The organism is Duganella sp. CT11-25 (assembly GCF_047302815.1).
In the GTDB taxonomy this organism is placed as follows: Bacteria; Pseudomonadota; Gammaproteobacteria; order Burkholderiales; family Burkholderiaceae_D; genus Rugamonas.
The window spans coordinates 2,902,628-2,920,939 of record NZ_JBKBFD010000001.1 but is presented as its reverse complement, the minus strand read 5'-3'; the positions used below and the strand labels follow the sequence as shown (position 1 = coordinate 2,920,939).

The 18,312-nt window shown below is 65.0% G+C and carries 17 protein-coding genes; 10 read left to right on the top strand and 7 right to left on the bottom strand.

Annotation, left to right across the window (positions count from 1 at the left end; translation table 11 throughout):
- The first annotated feature begins 18 nt into the window (after nucleotides 1-18).
- The 4 genes from aceE to ACEN9F_RS12430 all read left to right on the top strand — a co-directional run bounded on the left by aceE (nucleotide 19) and on the right by ACEN9F_RS12430 (nucleotide 6,631).
- Nucleotides 19-2,709, top strand: coding sequence for a pyruvate dehydrogenase (acetyl-transferring), homodimeric type (aceE, locus tag ACEN9F_RS12445; RefSeq protein ID WP_413420328.1), 2,691 nt, complete (start codon nucleotides 19-21; stop codon nucleotides 2,707-2,709).
- A gap of 21 nt (nucleotides 2,710-2,730) precedes the next feature.
- A complete protein-coding gene (aceF, locus tag ACEN9F_RS12440; RefSeq protein WP_413420327.1) occupies nucleotides 2,731-4,392 on the top strand; it encodes a dihydrolipoyllysine-residue acetyltransferase in 1,662 nt (553 codons plus the stop codon).
- 9 nt (nucleotides 4,393-4,401) lie between these two features.
- Nucleotides 4,402-6,189 carry a dihydrolipoyl dehydrogenase gene (lpdA, locus tag ACEN9F_RS12435; RefSeq protein ID WP_413420326.1) on the top strand — a complete coding sequence of 596 codons (1,788 nt, stop codon included), beginning with the start codon at nucleotides 4,402-4,404 and terminating at the stop codon, nucleotides 6,187-6,189.
- A gap of 61 nt (nucleotides 6,190-6,250) precedes the next feature.
- Complete coding sequence (locus tag ACEN9F_RS12430; RefSeq protein WP_413420325.1) at nucleotides 6,251-6,631, top strand: hypothetical protein; 381 nt, start codon at nucleotides 6,251-6,253, stop codon at nucleotides 6,629-6,631.
- Here ACEN9F_RS12430 and ACEN9F_RS12425 read toward each other — a convergent pair.
- Together ACEN9F_RS12425 and ACEN9F_RS12420 are read right to left on the bottom strand one after the other, a co-directional pair.
- Complete coding sequence (locus ACEN9F_RS12425; protein ID WP_413420324.1) at nucleotides 6,628-7,926, bottom strand: M20/M25/M40 family metallo-hydrolase; 1,299 nt, start codon at nucleotides 7,924-7,926, stop codon at nucleotides 6,628-6,630. The two genes, ACEN9F_RS12430 and ACEN9F_RS12425, sit on opposite strands and share 4 nt — an antisense overlap.
- A gap of 36 nt (nucleotides 7,927-7,962) precedes the next feature.
- Nucleotides 7,963-8,388, bottom strand: coding sequence for a PACE efflux transporter (locus ACEN9F_RS12420; protein ID WP_413420323.1), 426 nt, complete (start codon nucleotides 8,386-8,388; stop codon nucleotides 7,963-7,965).
- A gap of 92 nt (nucleotides 8,389-8,480) precedes the next feature.
- On the opposite strand from ACEN9F_RS12420, the gene ACEN9F_RS12415 reads away from it, so the two are divergent.
- From ACEN9F_RS12415 to ACEN9F_RS12405, 3 genes are read left to right on the top strand one after another with little or no spacing between them, the layout of a single operon-like run.
- Nucleotides 8,481-9,404, top strand: coding sequence for a LysR family transcriptional regulator (locus ACEN9F_RS12415; protein ID WP_413420322.1), 924 nt, complete (start codon nucleotides 8,481-8,483; stop codon nucleotides 9,402-9,404).
- A 46-nt stretch (nucleotides 9,405-9,450) separates the two neighbouring features.
- Complete coding sequence (locus tag ACEN9F_RS12410; RefSeq protein ID WP_413420321.1) at nucleotides 9,451-10,110, top strand: thiol:disulfide interchange protein DsbA/DsbL; 660 nt, start codon at nucleotides 9,451-9,453, stop codon at nucleotides 10,108-10,110.
- A gap of 1 nt (nucleotide 10,111) precedes the next feature.
- Entirely contained in the window at nucleotides 10,112-10,438 is a 327-nt protein-coding gene (locus ACEN9F_RS12405) for a TfoX/Sxy family protein (protein ID WP_413420320.1), read from the top strand.
- Nucleotides 10,439-10,441: 3 nt separating this feature from the next.
- Here ACEN9F_RS12405 and ACEN9F_RS12400 read toward each other — a convergent pair whose 3' ends face one another.
- The 4 genes from ACEN9F_RS12400 to ACEN9F_RS12385 all read right to left on the bottom strand — a co-directional run bounded on the left by ACEN9F_RS12400 (nucleotide 10,442) and on the right by ACEN9F_RS12385 (nucleotide 12,908).
- Nucleotides 10,442-10,951: a GNAT family N-acetyltransferase gene (locus ACEN9F_RS12400; protein WP_413420319.1), complete on the bottom strand. Its 510-nt coding sequence runs from the start codon at nucleotides 10,949-10,951 to the stop codon at nucleotides 10,442-10,444.
- A complete protein-coding gene (locus ACEN9F_RS12395; protein ID WP_413420318.1) occupies nucleotides 10,951-11,889 on the bottom strand; it encodes an alpha/beta fold hydrolase in 939 nt (312 codons plus the stop codon). Before ACEN9F_RS12395 ends, ACEN9F_RS12400 begins: the two co-directional genes overlap by 1 nt.
- 15 nt (nucleotides 11,890-11,904) lie before the next feature.
- Nucleotides 11,905-12,084 (bottom strand): hypothetical protein, encoded by a 180-nt coding sequence (locus ACEN9F_RS12390; protein WP_413420317.1) that lies wholly within the window; start codon nucleotides 12,082-12,084, stop codon nucleotides 11,905-11,907.
- Nucleotides 12,085-12,164: 80 nt separating this feature from the next.
- Nucleotides 12,165-12,908, bottom strand: a complete 744-nt coding sequence (locus tag ACEN9F_RS12385) for a TetR/AcrR family transcriptional regulator (protein WP_413420316.1) — start codon at nucleotides 12,906-12,908, stop codon at nucleotides 12,165-12,167.
- A 100-nt stretch (nucleotides 12,909-13,008) separates the two neighbouring features.
- On the opposite strand from ACEN9F_RS12385, the gene ACEN9F_RS12380 reads away from it, so the two are divergent.
- Genes ACEN9F_RS12380 through ACEN9F_RS12370 form a run of 3 tightly spaced genes read left to right on the top strand, consistent with a single transcriptional unit; the run spans nucleotide 13,009 to nucleotide 17,281 of the window.
- Nucleotides 13,009-14,136: an HlyD family secretion protein gene (locus tag ACEN9F_RS12380; protein WP_413420315.1), complete on the top strand. Its 1,128-nt coding sequence runs from the start codon at nucleotides 13,009-13,011 to the stop codon at nucleotides 14,134-14,136.
- A 9-nt stretch (nucleotides 14,137-14,145) separates the two neighbouring features.
- A complete protein-coding gene (locus ACEN9F_RS12375; RefSeq protein ID WP_413420314.1) occupies nucleotides 14,146-15,771 on the top strand; it encodes a DHA2 family efflux MFS transporter permease subunit in 1,626 nt (541 codons plus the stop codon).
- Between the two features lie 28 nt (nucleotides 15,772-15,799).
- Nucleotides 15,800-17,281 (top strand): efflux transporter outer membrane subunit, encoded by a 1,482-nt coding sequence (locus ACEN9F_RS12370; protein ID WP_413420313.1) that lies wholly within the window; start codon nucleotides 15,800-15,802, stop codon nucleotides 17,279-17,281.
- A gap of 9 nt (nucleotides 17,282-17,290) precedes the next feature.
- Here the strand turns inward: ACEN9F_RS12370 and ACEN9F_RS12365 are convergent, their stop codons facing one another.
- On the bottom strand, nucleotides 17,291-18,220 hold the full coding sequence (locus ACEN9F_RS12365; protein WP_413420312.1) for a LysR family transcriptional regulator: 930 nt from the start codon (nucleotides 18,218-18,220) through the stop codon (nucleotides 17,291-17,293).
- Between the last annotated feature and the right edge of the window lie 92 nt (nucleotides 18,221-18,312).

Genomic DNA, 18,312 nt, shown 5'->3' with positions numbered 1-18,312 from the left:
ACTCAGGAGACTTAATACATGTCAGCTCAACTTGACCAGGTAACGGTAAACACCGACCCTGATTCGCAAGAAACCAAAGAATGGTTGGACGCACTGGCCGCAGTGCTGGAACAAGAGGGCCCTGACCGCGCTCACTACCTGATGGAACGCCTGATCGACCTGGCCCGCCAAAGCGGCTCGGATATCCCGTTTTCCGCTAATACCGCTTACGTCAACACCATCCCTACCCACCTCGAAGTCCATTGCCCGGGCAACCTGGAATACGAAGAGAAGCTGCGCTCGTGGATGCGCTGGAACGCCATGGCGATGGTGGTCAAGGCCAACCGCGTCGACGGCGACCTCGGTGGCCACCTGTCCTCGTTCGCCTCGCTGGCCAACATGCTGGGCATCGGCTTCAACCACTTCTGGAAAGCGCCTAGCGACACCCACGGCGGCGACCTGCTGTACATCCAGGGCCACTCCTCGCCAGGCGTCTACGCCCGCGCGTTCCTGGAAGGCCGTTTGAGCGAAGAGCAGCTGACCCATTACCGCCGCGAAGTCGACGGCAAGGGCCTGTCCTCGTATCCGCACCCGAAACTGATGCCGGACTTCTGGCAGTTCCCGACCGTGTCGATGGGCCTGGGCCCGCTGATGGCGATCTACCAGGCGCGCTTCCTGAAGTACCTGCACGCGCGCTCGATCGCCGACACCACCGACCGCAAGGTCTGGGCGTTCTGCGGCGACGGCGAGATGGACGAACCGGAATCGCTGGGCGCGATCGGCATGGCCGCGCGTGAGAAGCTGGACAACCTGGTCATCGTGGTCAACTGCAACCTGCAGCGCCTGGACGGCCCTGTGCGCGGCAACGGCAAGATCATTCAAGAGCTGGAAGCGGACTTCCGCGGCGCCGGCTGGAACGTCGTCAAGGTCATCTGGGGCCCGGGCTGGGACGCCCTGCTGCAGCAGGATAAAGAAGGCATCCTGCGCAAGGTGATGATGGAAACCGTCGACGGCGAATACCAGAACTACAAGGCGAAAGACGGCGCCTACGTGCGCGCCAACTTCTTCGGCAAGCATCCGAAGCTGCTGGAGATGGTCGCCAACATGACCGACGACGACATCTGGCGCCTGACCCGCGGCGGCCACGATCCGCACAAGATCTACGCCGCCTTCAAGGTCGCCCAGGAACACAAAGGCCAACCGACCGTCCTGCTGGTGAAAACCATCAAGGGCTTCGGCATGGGCAAGCACGGCGAAGCGCGCAACACCGCGCACAACACCAAGAAGCTGACCGACGAAGCCGTGCGCGAAATGCGCGACCGCTACTCGATCCCTATCCCGGACGACCAGCTGGCCGACATCCCGTTCTACAAGCCTGCCGACGACGCGCCGGAAATCAAGTACCTGCACGAGCGCCGCGCGGCGCTGGGCGGCTACCTGCCGGCCCGCCGCCAGCAAGCCGACGAGAAACTGACCGTACCGCCGCTGAGCGCCTTCCAGAACGTACTGGATGCGACCGCGGAAGGCCGCGAAGTGTCGAGCACCCAGGCTTACGTGCGTATCCTGACCACGCTGCTGAAGGATTCCAGCGTCGGCCAGCGCATCGTGCCGATCCTGGTCGATGAGTCGCGTACCTTCGGTATGGAAGGCCTGTTCCGCCAAGTGGGCATCTTCAACCAGCAAGGCCAGTTATACGAGCCGGTCGATAAAGACCAGGTCATGTACTACCGCGAAGACAAGGCCGGCCAGATCCTGCAAGAGGGTATCAACGAAGCCGGCGGCATGAGCTCGTGGATCGCCGCGGCGACTTCGTACTCGACCAACAACCGCATGATGGTGCCGTTCTACACCTACTACTCGATGTTCGGCATGCAGCGTATCGGCGATCTGGTGTGGGCGGCGGGCGACATGCGCGCACGCGGCTTCCTGATGGGCGGCACCGCCGGCCGTACCACGCTGAACGGCGAAGGCCTGCAGCACGAAGACGGCCATAGCCACCTGTTCGCGGCGGCCGTGCCTAACTGCGTGCCTTACGATCCGACCTTCGGCTACGAGCTGGCCGTGATCATCCAGGACGGTATGCGCCGCATGGTGGAAGAACAGGAAGACGTGTTCTACTACATCACCATCATGAACGAGAACTACTCCCACCCGGGCATCAAGCCGGGCCAGGAAGAGGGCATCCTGAAAGGCATGTACCTGCTGCAGGAAGGCGACAAGAAGGCCAAGCAGCGCGTGCAGCTGATCGGTTCCGGCACCATCCTGCGCGAGTCGATCTTCGCCGCGGAACTGCTGAAGAACGACTGGAACATCGCCGCCGACGTCTGGTCCGCACCGTCGCTGACGCTGGTGGCCCGCGATGGCCAGGATGCGGAACGCTGGAACCTGGTCAACCCGACCAAGCCACAGCGCGTGCCTTACGTGGCGCAGCTGCTGAAGGATACTTCGGGTCCTATCGTTGCGACGACCGACTACATGCGTGCGTTTGCTGAACAGATCCGCGCCTTCATCCCGAAAGACCGCACGTTCCGCGTGCTGGGCACCGACGGTTTCGGCCGTTCGGACAGCCGCGCCGCGCTGCGCGAGTTCTTCGAAGTGAACCGTTACTACATCACGGTCGCTGCGCTGAAATCGCTGGCTGAAGAAGGCAAGATCGACGTGAAAGTGGTTGAACAGGCTATCGCCAAGTACAACCTCGATCCGAACAAGCCAAATCCGGTGACCCAATAATTAGAAAACGGAGCAAACGCTATGAGCATTGTGGAAGTTAAAGTCCCGGATATCGGCGATTTCAAGGAAGTTGAAATCATCGAGTTGATGATCAAGGTCGGCGACACCATCAAGGTGGACCAGTCGCTGATTACGGTTGAATCGGATAAGGCCAGCATGGAGATTCCTTCGTCCGCCGCTGGCGTGGTCAAGGAAATCAAGGTCAAGGTCGGCGATAAGGTGGCCATGGGTTCGCTGCTGCTGTTGCTGGAGGCTGACGGCGCCGCTGCGGCTCCTGCCGCCGTACCGGCCGCTGCTGCGCCAGCACCAGCGCCTGCCGCCGCTGCTGCCGCGCCAGCTGCTGCCGCCCCTGCACCGGCTCCTGCAGCTTCGGCCGGCCCGGTCGAAGTCAAGGTGCCGGATATCGGCGACTTCAAGGAAGTGGAAGTCATCGAAGTGATGGTCAAGGTTGGCGACACGATCAAGGTCGACCAGTCGCTGCTGACCGTCGAATCGGACAAGGCCAGCATGGAAATTCCTTCGTCGCACGCTGGTGTGGTGAAGGAAGTCAAGGTCAAGGTTGGCGACAAGGTTGCCATGGGTTCGATCGTGTTCGTGGTGGAAGCCTCCGGTGGCGCAGCTCCTGCGGCCGCCGCTCCGGCTGCGGCACCAGCACCTGCCGCCGCTGCGGCACCAGCGCCTGCGCCGGCTCCGGCCGTAGCAGCTGCTGCTCCGGCGGCGTCGCAAGGTTCGGTCCAAACCGGCAAGCTGGCGCACGCATCGCCGTCGATCCGCAAGTTCGCCCGCGAACTGGGCGTGGATCTGGGCAAAGTGCCGGGCTCCGGTCCTAAAGGCCGCATCACCCAGCTCGACGTGCAGAACTACGTCAAGGGCGTGATGGCCGGCACCACCGCCGCACCTGCCGGCGCTTCGGCTCCAGCCGGCGGCGCGAACGGCGGCATGAGCGTGCTGCCATGGCCGGTGATCGACTTCAGCAAATTCGGTCCGACCGAACTGCTGCCGCTGTCGCGCATCAAGAAAATCAGCGGTCCTAACCTGCACCGCAACTGGGTCATGATCCCGCACGTCACGCAGTTCGACGATGCCGACATCACCGACCTGGAAGCGTTCCGCGTCGAGACCAACAACGCCAATGCCAAGAACAAGGACGCCGCCAAGCTGACCATGCTGGCCTTCGTCATCAAGGCATCGGTCGCCGCATTGAAGAAATTCCCGTCGTTTAACGCGTCGCTGGATGAGAAGGGTGAAAACCTGATCCTCAAGCAGTACTACAACATCGGCTTCGCGGCCGACACGCCGAACGGCCTGGTGGTACCGGTGATCAAGAACGCCGACCAGAAATCGGTCTCGCAGATCGCCCGCGAAATGACCGAACTGTCGCTGCAAGCACGCGAAGGCAAGCTGAAACCGACCGACATGCAGGGCGCCAGCTTCACCATCTCGTCGCTGGGCGGCATCGGCGGCACGCACTTCACGCCTATCGTCAACGCGCCGGAAGTGGCGATCCTTGGCTTGTCCAAGGCGTCGATCAAGCCGGTCTGGGACGGCAAGGCCTTCCAGCCTCGCCTGATGATGGGTACCTCGCTGTCCTACGACCACCGCGTGGTCGATGGTGCGATGGGTGCTCGCTTCTCCGTGTACCTGAGCGAAGTGCTCGGCGACATGCGCAAAATTCTGCTGTAAGGAGCGACTATGAGCACAGAAGTGAAAGTGCCGAATATCGGCGACTTCGCAGAAGTTGAAGTAATCGAAGTGATGGTCAAGGTCGGCGATACGATCAAGGTTGACCAGTCGATCATCACCGTTGAATCGGACAAGGCCAGCATGGAAGTTCCTTCGTCGCACGCGGGTGTGGTGAAGGAAGTCAAGGTCAAGGTCGGCGACAAGGTCAAGGAAGGCGTGGCGATGCTGGTGGTGGAGGCTTCGGCGGGTGCTGCTGCTCCCGCTCCGGCCGCTGCGGCGCCAGCGCCTGCGGCAGCCGCACCGGCTCCGGCCGCCGCAGCTCCAGCGCCCGCACCGATCGCCGCGCCGGCCGGTGGCAGCTACGCCGGCCAGGTCGACATTGATTGCGACATGATGGTACTGGGCGGTGGTCCTGGCGGTTACTCCGCCGCGTTCCGCGCCGCCGACCTGGGCCTGAACACGGTGATCGTCGAGCGTTACGAAACGCTGGGCGGCGTGTGCCTGAACGTCGGCTGCATCCCGTCGAAAGCGCTGCTGCACGTGGCGTCCGTGATCGACGAGACCGCGCACATGTCCAACACCGGCGTCACCTTCGCCAAGCCGACCATCGACATCGACCAGGTACGCAAGTACAAGGAAGGCGTCATCAAGAACATGACCGGCGGTCTGGCCGGCATGGCCAAGGCCCGCAAGACGCAAGTCGTCACCGGCGTCGGCCAGTTCCTGAGCGCGAACCACATCGAAGTCACCGCCGGCGACGGCACCAGGAAAGTGGTGCAGTTCAAGCAGGCCATCATCGCCGCCGGTTCGGCTGTGGTGAAGCTGCCGTTCGTTCCTGAAGATCCGCGCATCGTCGATTCGACCGGCGCGCTGGAACTGCGCCAGATCCCGAAACGCATGCTGGTCATCGGCGGCGGCATCATCGGCCTGGAAATGGCCACCGTCTACTCGACCTTCGGTGCGCGCATCGACGTGGTCGAAATGATGGACGGCCTGATGCAAGGCGCCGACCGCGATGCGGTCAAGGTCTGGCAGAAGTTCAACGAGAAGCGCTTCGACAACATCATGACCAAGACCAAGACGGTCGGCGTTGAAGCGCTGCCGGAAGGGATCAAAGTCACCTTCGAAGCGGCGGAAGCCGGCGCCACCGCGCCCGCACCGCAAGTCTACGACCTGGTGCTGGTCGCGGTTGGCCGCAGCCCGAACGGCAAGAAGATCGCCGCCGACAAGGCTGGCGTGGTGGTGACCGATCGCGGCTTCATCGCGGTCGACAGCCAGATGCGCACCAACGTGCCGAACATCTTCGCCATCGGCGACCTGGTGGGCCAGCCTATGCTGGCGCACAAGGCGGTGCACGAAGGCCATGTGGCTGCCGAGGCGGCAGCGGGCCAGAAGTCGCACTTCGATGTGAAGGTGATTCCATCGGTGGCCTACACCGATCCGGAAGTGGCATGGGCCGGCATCACCGAGGACGAAGCGAAAGCCAAGGGCATCAAGGTCGAGAAGGGCCACTTCCCTTGGGCGGCGAGCGGCCGCGCCGTGGCCAACGGCCGCGCCGAAGGCTTCACGAAGCTGCTGTTCGACGCTGAGACGCACCGCATCATCGGCGGCACCATCGTCGGCACGCATGCCGGCGACATGATCGGCGAGATCGCGCTGGCGATCGAGATGGGCGCCGACGGCACCGACATCGGCAAGACGATCCACCCGCACCCGACACTGGGCGAGTCGATCGGCATGGCCGCCGAAGTGTACGAAGGCGTCTGCACCGACCTGCCGCCGCCGCGCAAGCGCTAAGCAAGGCATCACCACGAAACCGGGACGCGTTCCCGGTTTTTTTTATTTTTAAGGATTTACCATGCCGTCTTTTGTGCCGTTGCTGCTGTCGGTCGCGCTCTACACCAGCATCGTCAAACTTTCCGCTTTCCTTTACCGGCGTTCGCGCCTGAGCTGGCGCGATGCCTGCATCTTCAGCTTGATGCTGCTGATGGTGCTGGGAGCCGGCACGCTGCTCAACCGTCTGTCCGGCAATACGGTGCCGCTGGCGGTGTCGATCGCTGCGGGGATGGTGATCCAGGTCGGCATCGGCGCCTGGTATCTGGCGCCGCGCGCGCGCACGGTTTCCGGCTTGCCGCTGGACAGCAAGGGCGCCGCGATGCTGGCGCTGATCGCCTACATCCTGATCGCCAGCCTCGGCCTGCTGGCCGGGGTGGCGCTCGGCTTCCTGATCCTGGCTTAACGCGTCAGGCGGTAGATCAGGATCGCGGTGCGGATGGTGGCGCGTTCGATGGAGGCGATCTCCAGGTCTTCGTCGGGCGAGTGGGCGCCGTTGCCGGCCGCGCCCAGGCCGTCCAGGCTGTCGAGCAGCGGGGCGACGAACTGGATGTCGCCGGCGCCGCGCTGGCCCGGCGGCAGGGCGGGGATCTCGCCCAGGCCGGCGTCGCTGCTGGCCTGGGAGTACACCTTCAGCACCGCGAGGTTGCCTGCGGTCGGCGACATCGGCGGATAGGAGTCGTGGAAGGCGATGCTGGCGCTGGTGCCCGGCAGGTTCTGCGCGACGATGGCTTTCATCTTCGCGTGCGCGCGGTCGCGCTGTTCGTAGCTGATGTAGCGCAGGTCGCCTTCCACGGTGGCGGTGCGCGAGATGACGTTGCTCTTGCCGGCCGCCTGTCCGGTCGTGCCGAGCGCATTGGTGGTGGCGTCGGTGCCGCCGACGATCAGGCCCGGGCTGAAGGTGAGGTCGGGTTCGATCACCTGCTGGCGGAAGCCGTCGACGATACGCGCCGCCTCGTAGATGGCGCCATAGCCGGCGCTCTCGGTGAAGATGCCGCTGGAGTGGCCTTGCTTGCCCTTGACTTGCAGCTCCCATGACGACGAGGCGCGGCGGCCGATGGTGCCGGTATCCTTGCCTTCCTTGTTGCGCACCGTGCCTTCGAAGGCGAGCGCGATGTCGCTGCGCTTGGCGGCGGCCACCATGTCGCCGCGCGAGATGGCGACCGGATCGCCGGCGTTTTCTTCGTCGCCGCTGAACATCACGGTGATCGTGGTGTTATCGAGCGCACCCACGCGCTGCAAAGCGCGCAGCGCTTCGACGATGATGACGTCGCCGCCCTTCATGTCGTTGACGCCCTGGCCGCGCACGCGGTCGCCGTCGCGCTTCCACAGCTGCACCGGGCTGTCTTTTTCAAACACGGTGTCCAGATGGCCGATCAGCAGCAGGCGCTTGCCCCGCTTGCCTTCGCGCGTGGCCAGCAGGTGGCCGGCGCGCTTCACTTCCGGCGGCATGTCGATCCAGCGCGTCTTGAAGCCCAGTTGATCGAACTGTTCGCGGAACACCTTGCCGACTTCCCGCACGCCTTCGTGGTTCATGGTGCCGCTGTTGATGTTGACCGAACGCTCCAGCAGTTGCAGGCCCTGTTCCGAATGCGCCTTGACCTCGGCGACGATCTTTTGCTCGATGGGCGACAGCTGCGCGGCGGTGGCCATGCCCATGGACAGGGCAAGGGCGGCAAAGGCGAACGGTTTCAAGATCATGTGGGCTCCAGTTGAACGATTGCGTTCGATTGTAGCTCAGGCTTGTGCCGACGCGGGCAGGCCGAAGATGCGGTCGAACGCAAGGCTGAACAGGAAGGTGTAGACCATGAAGAACAGCACCAGCCCCAGGTCCAGCACGAAGGCTTGCCACAGCGAGATATCCAGCCACCAGGCGAACAGCGGCACCAGGATCACCACCAGGCCGCCTTCGAAGCCGATGGCGTGCGCGGCGCGGCGCATCCAGCCGCGGCCGCGCGTGGGCTGGCGCGCCTCCCACGCTTCGAACAGCGTGTTGTAGACCAGGTTCCACAGCAGCGCGATGATGGACGAGGCGACGGCGGCGACACCGGCGTGTCCGGCGTCATGGCCGGCCAGCAGCAGCATCAGCAGGCTGCTGGTGAGGGCGACGGCGATCAGTTCAAACAGGGTGGCGTAGATGACTTTGCGTTTAATGCCTTGCATGATGTTTCTCCTTGATTCCAATACTGAGATGGTAATAGAGATTTTTTGATTGAAAAAGTCGACAGCTATCAGTTTTTCTGACAGCATGTGGCATGGCCTTCTCCAGCGACAACATTGCAATCTTTCTCGCCGTGCTAGATCACGGTTCCTTCTCGGCGGCGGCACGGGCGCTGGGACGGGTGCCGTCGGCCGTCAGCATGGCGATCGGGCACCTGGAAGCGGAACTGGACCTGCAGCTGTTCGAGCGCAGCTCGCGCGAGGTGCGGCCGACCGAGTCGGCGCGGGCGCTGGAGGCCGAGGCGCGGCAGATGGCGGGGCAGTTGCGGCGCCTGCAGGCGCACGCGCTGTCGCTGCACCAGGGCCTGGAGCAGCGGCTGACGCTGGCCATCGCGCCCGAGCTGCTGTCGGCGGCGTGGAGCGATCCGCTGGCGCGATTGGCCGAGGAGTTCCCGTCGCTGGAAGTGGAGGTGCTGTCGGCGCCGCAGGCCGACGCGCTGCGCATGCTGCATGACGGCGCGGCGCAGCTGGCGCTGATCTACGAGCGTGCCCGCGTCGATGAGCGCGAGAGTTTCCAGGAGCTGGGCAGCGAGATGCTGGTGGCGGTGATCTCGCCGCAGCATCCGCTGGCGCGGGAGCGCAACGGCCACTTCCGCCTGGAGGACCTGGTCGACATGCGCCAGATCGCCATCGTCAGCCGAGACACGCAAGCGGCCGGCGAGGAAGCCGACCAGCGCGTGCTGATCTCGCGTAAGGTCTGGCGCACCGACAGCCACCTGGCCACGCTGCGGCTGGTGCAGGCGGGGCTGGGGTGGGCCTATCTGCCCAAGCGGCTGGCGGCGCCGATGCTCGACAGCGGCGAACTGCTGGGCATCGGCTTCGCCCACATGAGCAACCAGGTGCGGCTGTGGGTCGACGTGGTGTGGGTCAACGACAGGCCGCTGGGCCTGGGCGCCAAGCGCCTGATCGCGCTGATGAAGGACATCGCCGGATTGGAGGCGCCGCCCGTGGAGGAATAATCGGAACGGTGCTATTCTGCTGCCTTTACCTAACACGAGGAAGACCATGCGTTTGCTGAAGATTGCTGTCGCCGTTGCGGGCCTGTGCGCCGCCACCGCTTTTGCCTCGCCGGCCGCGCCGCGCAACGGCGCCGAATACCTCACCTTGAAGGCGCCGCAGACGGTGCAGGCCGTCGGCAAAAAAGTCGAGGTGATCGAGTTCTTCATGTACCACTGCCCGGCTTGCTACGCGCTGGAACCGGCCATGCTGGATTGGGTCAAGAAGCAGGGCGACAACATCGTGTTCCGCCGCATCCACCTGCCGCTGACCGGCGAGAACGATCCGGAAGCGCACCTGTTCCTGGCGCTGGAGGCGATGAAGCTGGAAGAGCAGTTGCACGCCAAGGTGTTGAGCACCTGGCACGTCGAGCGCCGCCGCCTGAAGAGCGACGCGGACAACATCGATTGGGCCGTCAAGAACGGCATCGACAAGGACAAGTTCACGGCCGTCTACAACTCGTTCGCGGTGATGACGCGGCTGAAGAACGCCGGCCGCGTGGCGGGAACGTATGAAGTCAACAGCACGCCGACGCTGATTGTCGACGGCCGTTTCTCCACCAACCCGAGCATGGTGGATGCCGCCAATCCGGGCCAGATCCCGCGCGCGCAGCTGAACCAGGCGACCTTGCAGGTGCTGGACGCGCTGGTGGCGCAGGCCCGCAAGTAAGATGGGAGCGAGCGCCGAATTCGTCGCCTGGATGCGCGAGCAGTTTGCGCCCTTGGGCGCGGCGGTGACGGATGCGGTGTTTTTCGGCGGCCGCGCCTTCAGCTATCACGGCAAGCAGTTCGCGTGGGTGATGGGCAGTACGCTCTACCTGCGCGTTTGCGACGCCACCCGCGCCGACTTCATCGCGCAAGGCGCGGAGCCGTTCTCCTACTCGACCAAGAAAGGCCGGGTCGAAGTGCGCAAGTTCTACACCGCCCCGGAGTTCCTGCTGGACGATAGCGAGCAATTGCTGGCCTGGTCGCGCAAGGCGATTACCTCGGCGGGCTGAACTCTACAAGTGGCATTGGTAGAGGTAGGAGTCGTGGCTGTCGTCGTTGACGGCGACGGCGATGGGCGGCGTCAGCGTGGCGCGGGTGAAGTGGCATTTTTCCATCACGCGGCGCGAGCCGAGATTCTCTTCGGCGATCCAGGCGTTCAGCATGCGCAGGCCGTAGCGCGTGCGCGCCAGCTCCTTCAGGTGCTCCAGCGCGCCGCTGGCCAGGCCTTTGCGCGCCTGGCTGCGGGCGATGCGGTAGCCGACTTCGCCGGTGCCTGCGGCCGGGTCGATGCGGCGCACGTTGGCGCGGCCGATGATGGCGCCGTCGTCTTCCACCAGCACACACGGGTGCATGATGCCCGCCGCATAGTCGCGCAGGTAGTCGGCGATGTGGGCGGCCACGCCTGCCGGCGTGTAGAACGCCGCCGCGCGCGCTTCCACGTGCTGCTCGAACCAATCCCGGTTTTCCAGTTCAAACGCCAGCAGGCGGGCTTCGTCGTCGGCTTGCAGGGTGCGGATGTTCATCACGGGTGCGCGGCCAGGTGGGCCAGCATGCGCTGGTTGAAGATCGCCGCCTGCTCCATTTGCGGCAGGTGGCCCGACTGGTCGATCTCGACGTATTCCAGCGACGGGATGGCGCGGCGGATGCGGGCCGATTGCGCGACCGGGATGACCGGATCCTGCTTGCCCCAGACCAGTTGCACCGGCGTGCCGGCGCGCGCGATGGCGGCGTAGATGCCGTCGAAGTCGGCGCGCGCGAGGTTCAGGCGCGAGCGGTACAGCGCGCGGCCGAAGCCGTGGTATTGCATCTGCGGGCGATAGCGCTCGGCCCAGCCGGGGAACTGCTCGGGACGGAGGAAGTCGCCGCTCTGGTTGTCGGCCATGGTCGGCACGGCGCCGACCTGGAACAGGTAAGGCCCCAGCAGCGGCGCGGCGAATTGCCACGACAAGCTCGGCGCCATGTTCGATGGATCGACCAGGTGCAGCGTGCGCACGCGCTGCGGATGCGTGGAGGCGTAATGCGCGGCGACGTAGCCGCCGAACGACAGGCCGAACAGGTCGATCGGGCCGTCGACCTTGAGCGCGGCCAGCAACTCGTCGAGCTGCTTGTCGTAGAAGGCGCCGTCGTAGGCGGCGTCCGGACGGTCGGACAGGCCGCGGCCGTACAGGTCGTAGCGGATCACGCGGTAGCCGGCGTCGCGCAGCGCGGCGAAGGTCGGGTCCCAGATGTAGGAAGGCACGGAGAAGCCGTGCACCAGCACCGCCACGCGGCCATGGGCGGGGCCGGCGGCTTCGTAGTGGGTGGCGCCGTCGCTCAGCGCGGCATAGGCGCCGGAGGCGGCGGCCGCCGCGCGGGCGCCGTCGTCCAGCGTGCGCTTCTCGGGATTCTTGTAGTGGTAGTAACCGGCGGCGCCGCCGCCGGCCAGTACGATCAGGATCAGCAGCCAGCGCAGGACTTTCATGTCGCGGTCCGGTGCCTAGGTGGTGAAGAGGGTGGGGATTTCGATGCCGCCGGTGCGGGCCGCTTCGGCGTAGGCTTTCAATTCCTCGATGACGGCGTCCAGCTGTTCCTGGCCGGGGTTGGCCTGGAAGCTCTTGATGCGTTCGTTCATGAGCGTTACTTGCTTGCTCCAGTCCAGTCGATTCGTTTTGCTCATGTGCGCTCCGTTTTCAAAAAAACAGTATAGAACAAATGGCAAAATTTGGCAGCGTTCCGCGTGTAATTCATTGCAGCGCGTTAGCGCAGCACGCCGTGCAGGAAGAAGTCCAGCGCCTCCTTGGCCTGGAGCCGCAGCTCGGCTGCGCTGGGCGGGTGGTCGGGCGGGAACAGCATGCGCGTCATATTGTCGCCCAGCAGGGCGCAGGTCAGGTGCACGGCCAGCATGTCCAGCGGCACCTCGGGCCGCAGCTGGCTGCGGATGTCGGGACGGGCAAAAAAGCGCGTCAGCTGCTCGCGCGTGCGCTGCGGACCGGCCTGGTAGAAGGTCTGCGCCAGCTCCGGCGTGGTCTTGGCTTCGGCCACCACCATGCGGTGCAGGTTGACGAAGGGCGGCGCCGTCACCAGGTCGAGGAAGCGCTGCGCGAAGTCGTCCAGCACCTCGCGCAGCGGGCGCGGGTCGGTTTCCATGTCGCTCATGCCGGCGAAGAAATGCGCGCGGCCATTTTCGATGACGGCGTTGAGCAGTCCGGCCTTGCCGCCGAACTTGACGTAGATGGTGCGCACCGCGACGTGGGCCTCGCGGGCGATCATTTCCAGGCTGACCTTGCTATAGCCTTTTTCCAGGAACAGCTGCGCCGCCGTGTGCAGCAATGACTGCATCCGGGCTTCCTTGTCGGCCGCGCGCGGGCGGCCGGCCGCCTTGCCGTAGCAGGGCGAATCGGTGGCGTAGGAAACGCCTTCCGGACAATCTGTATCGTCCTGGTCGGCGACGGCGGTAGCGGGAGTCATGTTCATGGCGGCAATGATATCGAATGCCGACATGCTAGTCCAAAATAAAATGAAATGCAATCGTTTCATTTCTTGACTTTGCCGAAAATCCGGCGAATAATGCACTTATCCCATTTCATTTCTGGAGCAACATATGTCCACTCAGCACACCCAAGAACAAAAAGTGCTCAGCGCCGTCCCGGCCGCGCAGGCAGCGCCAACCGCGGCCGCGCCGGCCGGTCCGGCCGCGCCCAACCGCAAAGTGCTGGTGGTGGCCGCGCTGGTGGCGATCGCCGCGCTGGCCGCCGGTGGCCGCATGTGGTACCGCAGTCATTATTTCGTCGAGACCGAGAACGCCTATGTGGCGGGCCACGTGCATCCGGTGTCGGCCCGCATTGCCGGCGTGGTCACCAAGGTGCTGATCGACGACAACCAGATCGTCAAGGAAGGCGATGTGATCGCCGAGCTGGACCCGTTCGACCAGCGCGTCAAGGTCGAGCAGATCCAGGCGCAGATCGCCACCGCCGAGCAGCAAGTGGTGCAGTCGGACGCGCAGATCGCCCAGGTGCAGGCCCAGGCCAGCGGCGCCGCCGCCCAGGTGGCGCAGTCGGAAGCGCAGCTGGTGCGCGCCAGGCAGGACGCGGAACGCTACGGCCAGCTGTATAACAGCCAGATGAAGGCCGTGTCGAAGGCCGAGCTGGACGCCGCCGTCGCCGGCCGCGCCAGCGCCGTGGCCGACCTGGCCGCGCGCAAGGACAGCGCCACCGCCGCCAAGGCACAGATCACCGCCGCCCATTCGGCGCGCGAAGTACTGAAGTCGCAAGTGGCCGTGCTGCGCGTGCAGCTCAAGGACGCCCAGCAGCAACTGGCGTACAACAAGGTGCTGGCGCCGGTCGGCGGCCGTATCGGCAAGCGCTCGGTCGAAGTGGGCCAGCGCGTGACGCCGGGCCAGCAGCTGACCGCCATCGTGCAGGAAAACGTCTGGCTGACCGCCAACTTCAAGGAAACCCAGCTGGCCGACCTGAAACCGGGCCAGGAAGTCAAAGTCAGCATCGATGCGATTCCGGGCAAGGAACTGGTCGGCAAGGTGGACAGCTTCGCGCCGGCTTCGGGCGCGCAGTTCGCGCTGCTGCCGGCCGATAACGCCACCGGCAACTTCACCAAGATCGTCCAGCGCGTGCCGGTCAAGATCACCTTCAAGCCGGAAGACGTGAAGGCCCTGAGCGGCCGCCTGGTGCCGGGCATGTCGGCGATCGCCGAAGTGGCCATCAAACAGCACTAAGGACACGCCATGGCTAGCACCACAATCGATACGCCGGCTGGCGGCCAGGCGGGGAAACCCGCGCTCGCGCCGATCATGCCAAGCGAGAAGGTCTCGGGCCGCACCTGGATGGCGGTGGCCGCCGGCATGCTGGGCGCCTTCATGGCGGTGCTCGACATCCAGATCACCAACTCGTCGCTGAAGGACATCCTCGGCACGCTGTCTGCCACGCAGGAAGAGGGCTCGTGGATCGCTACCGCCTACCTGGTGGCGGAGATCGTCGTGATTCCGATGACCGGCCTGCTGACCCGCGTGTTCGGCATGCGCGCCTACATGATGGGCACCACCGCGCTGTTCCTGGTGTTCTCCACGCTGTGCGGCTTCGCCTGGAACCTGCCGAGCATGATCGCCTTCCGCATGCTGCAGGGCTTTACCGGCGGCGCGCTGATCCCGATGGCGATGACGCTGGTGATGACCAAGCTGCCGCCGTCCAAGCGCGCGACCGGCATGGCGATCTTCGGCCTGACCGCGACGCTGGCGCCGTCGATGGGCCCGACCTTCGGCGGCTACCTGAGCGAGCTGTATGGCTGGCCTTCCATCTTCTACATCAACTGGGTGCCTGGCCTGCTGCTGATCGGCGGCATCGCGCTCGGTCTGGACAAGGAGAAGGCGCAGCCTTCGATGCTGCTCAACGCCGACTGGCTGGGCATCGCCTTCATGGCCGTCGGCCTGGGCAGCCTGACCATCTTCCTGGAAGAGGGCAACAGCAAGGACTGGTTCGATTCGTCGTTCATCATCACCTTCGCGGCGATGGCCATCATCGGCCTGCTGGGCTGGGTGGTGACCAGCGCCACGCGCAAGCAGCCGTTTGTGAACCTGGGCCTGTACGGCCAGCGCAACTTCTTCGCGGCCACCGCGCTGTCGATGGCGATGGGCATGGGCTTGTACGGTTCGGCGTTCCTGCTGCCGCTGTACCTGGGCCAGATCGCCGGCTACTCGCCGATGCAGATCGGCGAGGTCATCATGTGGGCCGGCTTGCCGCAGCTGTTCATCATGCCGTTCGTGGCCAAGCTGTCGTCGAAGGTCGACAACCGCATCCTGTGCACTTTCGGCCTGCTGCTGTTCGGCGGCTCCTGCCTGATGAACGCCTACATGGATGCGACCACCGGCTACGACCAGCTGCTGCTGTCGCAGATCGTGCGTGCATTGGGCCAGCCGTTCGTGATGCTGACCCTGTCGAACTTCGCGATGAACGGCATCCAGCCGAAAGACATGCCTTCGGCTTCGAGCCTGATCAACATGACCCGCAACCTGGGCGGCTCGATCGGCATCGCCTTGCTGGCGACGGCGCTGACCTCGCGCGAGCATTTCCATTCGCAGCGCATCGGCGAGTCGGTGACCGGCTTTGCGATGGCGACGCAGGAACGCCTGGCGGCATTGACGCAATCGTTCATCGGCAAGGGCTTCGACGCCAGCACGGCGTCGGACATGGCGCTCAAGGCGGTCGACGGCATCGTGCGGCGCGAGGCTTATGTGATGGCGTATAACGACGGCTTCTTCCTGGTCGCGGCGGTGCTGTTCGGCTGCATCGGCGTGCTGTGGTTCTCGGACAAGGTCAAAGCCCCTTCCGCCGGCGGTGGCGGCGGCGCGCACTAATAACCCAATTAATTTGTGAGGTAACACCATGTTGAATTCAGCTTTGAAGCGCCTGACGCTCGCTGTATCCGTAACCTTGGCCGTGACCGGCTGCGCCACCGTCGGTTCCGATTTCTCGGCGCCGAAGAATGTCGCCGATACGTCGTTCCGCCATCTGCCGCAAGCCGGCGCCAGCGAGGCGCATCTGCCGGCGCAGTGGTGGACCGTCTTCAACGACGACACCTTGAACCGCCTCGAGCAGACCGCGCTGCGCGACAATCCGAGCGTCAAGGCGGCCGCGCAACGCCTGGTGCAGGCGCTGGAGCAGGCCGGCGTGACGCGCGCCCAGCAACAGCCGCAACTGAGCGTGAATGCCGGCATCTCGAACTCGCGCACTTCGGCCGAGACCTCGCAAGGCCTGGCGCTGGGCGGCCGCTCGATCAAGGGTAACAACTACTCGGTCGGTTCCAACTTCTCGTATGAAGTCGACCTGCTGGGCCGCGTGCGCCGCCTGGTGGAAGCATCGGACGCGCAAGCGCTGGCGGCCGAAGCGGACCGCGACGGCGTGCTGCTGTTGCTGTCGTCGCAGCTGGCGACCACCTACTGGCAGCTGCGCGGCCTGGATGCGGAAATCGCCATCCTGAACGGCGCGCTCGATACCCGCCGCGAATCGGAAGAGCTGGTGACGGCGCGCTTCGATGCCGGCCTGTCGAATGAGCTGGACGTGTCGCGCGCGCGCATCGAGCGCGCCAATGCGCAGGCCGACCTGCATGAAGTGCAGCGCCAGCGCAACCTGCTGGAGCACAGCCTGGCAACGCTGGTCGGCGCCTCGCCGTCGGCCATGCTGACGGCGCCGAACGCGAATGCGTCCGTGCTGCCGCAGCCGCCGGCGATTCCGGTCGGCCTGCCCGCCAGCCTGCTGGCGCAGCGTCCGGACCTGGCCGGCAGCGTGGCGACCCTGCGCGGCACCAATGCGCAGATCGGCGTGGCGGAAGGCGCGTTCTATCCATCGGTATCGCTGACCGGTAATTTCGGTTTCGCGTCCGAGAGCCTGAGCAACCTGGCCAAGGGCGATTCGCGCCAGTTCAGCGTTGGCCCGCTGGCGCTGTCGCTGCCTATCTTCGACGGTGGCCGCAACAAGGCCAACCTGGCGATCGCGAAAGCGCGCTATGAAGAGGCGCTGGCCAATCACCAGACCAAGCTGCTGACGGCGCTGCGCGAAGTGGAAGATGCGCTGTCGGACGTGCAGCAACGCCAGCAGCAGGGCGATGCGCAGAAGGCCTCGCAAGTGGCGGCCGCGCGCGGCTACCTGGTGGCGCGTGCGCGCTACGAGCGCGGCGTGTCGACTTATCTCGACGTGACCGATGCGCAGCGCAGCGCGCTGTCGGCCGATCGCGCCGCGGTGCAGATCAACACCCAGCGCCTGCTGGCGGCGGTGTCGGTGGCGCGCGCGCTGGGCGCGGGCTGGCAGCCTTCGGCGCAACTGGCGTCGGTGGCGCAGAACGGCAGCATCAACACCAAGGCGCAGTAAGCGTCGTCCCTACGCGGAAGAGCCAGCGGTGCGCAATAAAGGCGATGCCGCTGGCCCGAAGCGTTCCACCATGAAGTCGATGAAGGTGGTCAGCTTGGGCGTGGCCAGGCGGTCGCGTGGGTAGACCAGGTTCATCGGACGCGGCGGCGGCAGGTGATCGCACAGGATGGGCACCAGCCGTCCGGCCGCGATATCCTGCGCCAGCAGCACTTCCGCCTGCATCACAATGCCGAAATCCTTGAGCGCGGCCATGCGCAAGGCCTGGCCGCTGTTGGTGCGGAAGCGGCTGGCCGGCAGCTCGCGCTTGCCGCGCAGGTCGTGCACCGACTGCAGGCGCCAGCGCACGCCCACCGCGCCGACCATGAAATCCAGACATTCGTGAGCGGCCAGTTCATCCGGCGTTTGCGGCGTGCCGTGCTTTTTCAGATAGGCCGGCGTGGCGCAGATCGCCATCGCGTAGTTGAACAGCGGGCGTGCGATCATGCCCGAGTCGTCCAGCGCGCCGATGCGCACGGCGGCGTCGTAGCCTTCTTCCACCAGGTCCACCATGCGGTCGTTCAGGCTGAGGTCCACGCTGACCTCGGGATGCAGGCGCAGGTAGTCGCTGATCGCGGGCGCCAGCCATTCGCTGCCGAAAGAGAAGGGCGCGGTGATCCTGAGCCGGCCGCGCGGCACGCTGCGCATCGCTTCGGCGCCGGTTTCGGCGGCGGCGATCTGTGCCAGGATGGCGCGGCATTGCTCGACATATTGCGCGCCGATCTCGGTCAGGCTTTGGCGGCGCGTGGTGCGCGCCAGCAGGCGCGCGCCCAGCGTGGCCTCCAGGCTGGCGATGTGCTTGCCGATCATGACGGGCGATATGTTGAACGTGGCGGCGGCGGCCGTGAAGTTGCCGGCGTCGACCACCGCGACGAAGATTTCCATGCTGCGCAGCTTGTCCATGCTATTGCTAACTGTGGATTAGTAATGATATTCATCTTAGCGCATTTATTCTTTCGGCTGTTGGAGTGATACTGGCTGCGTCAATCACAGTC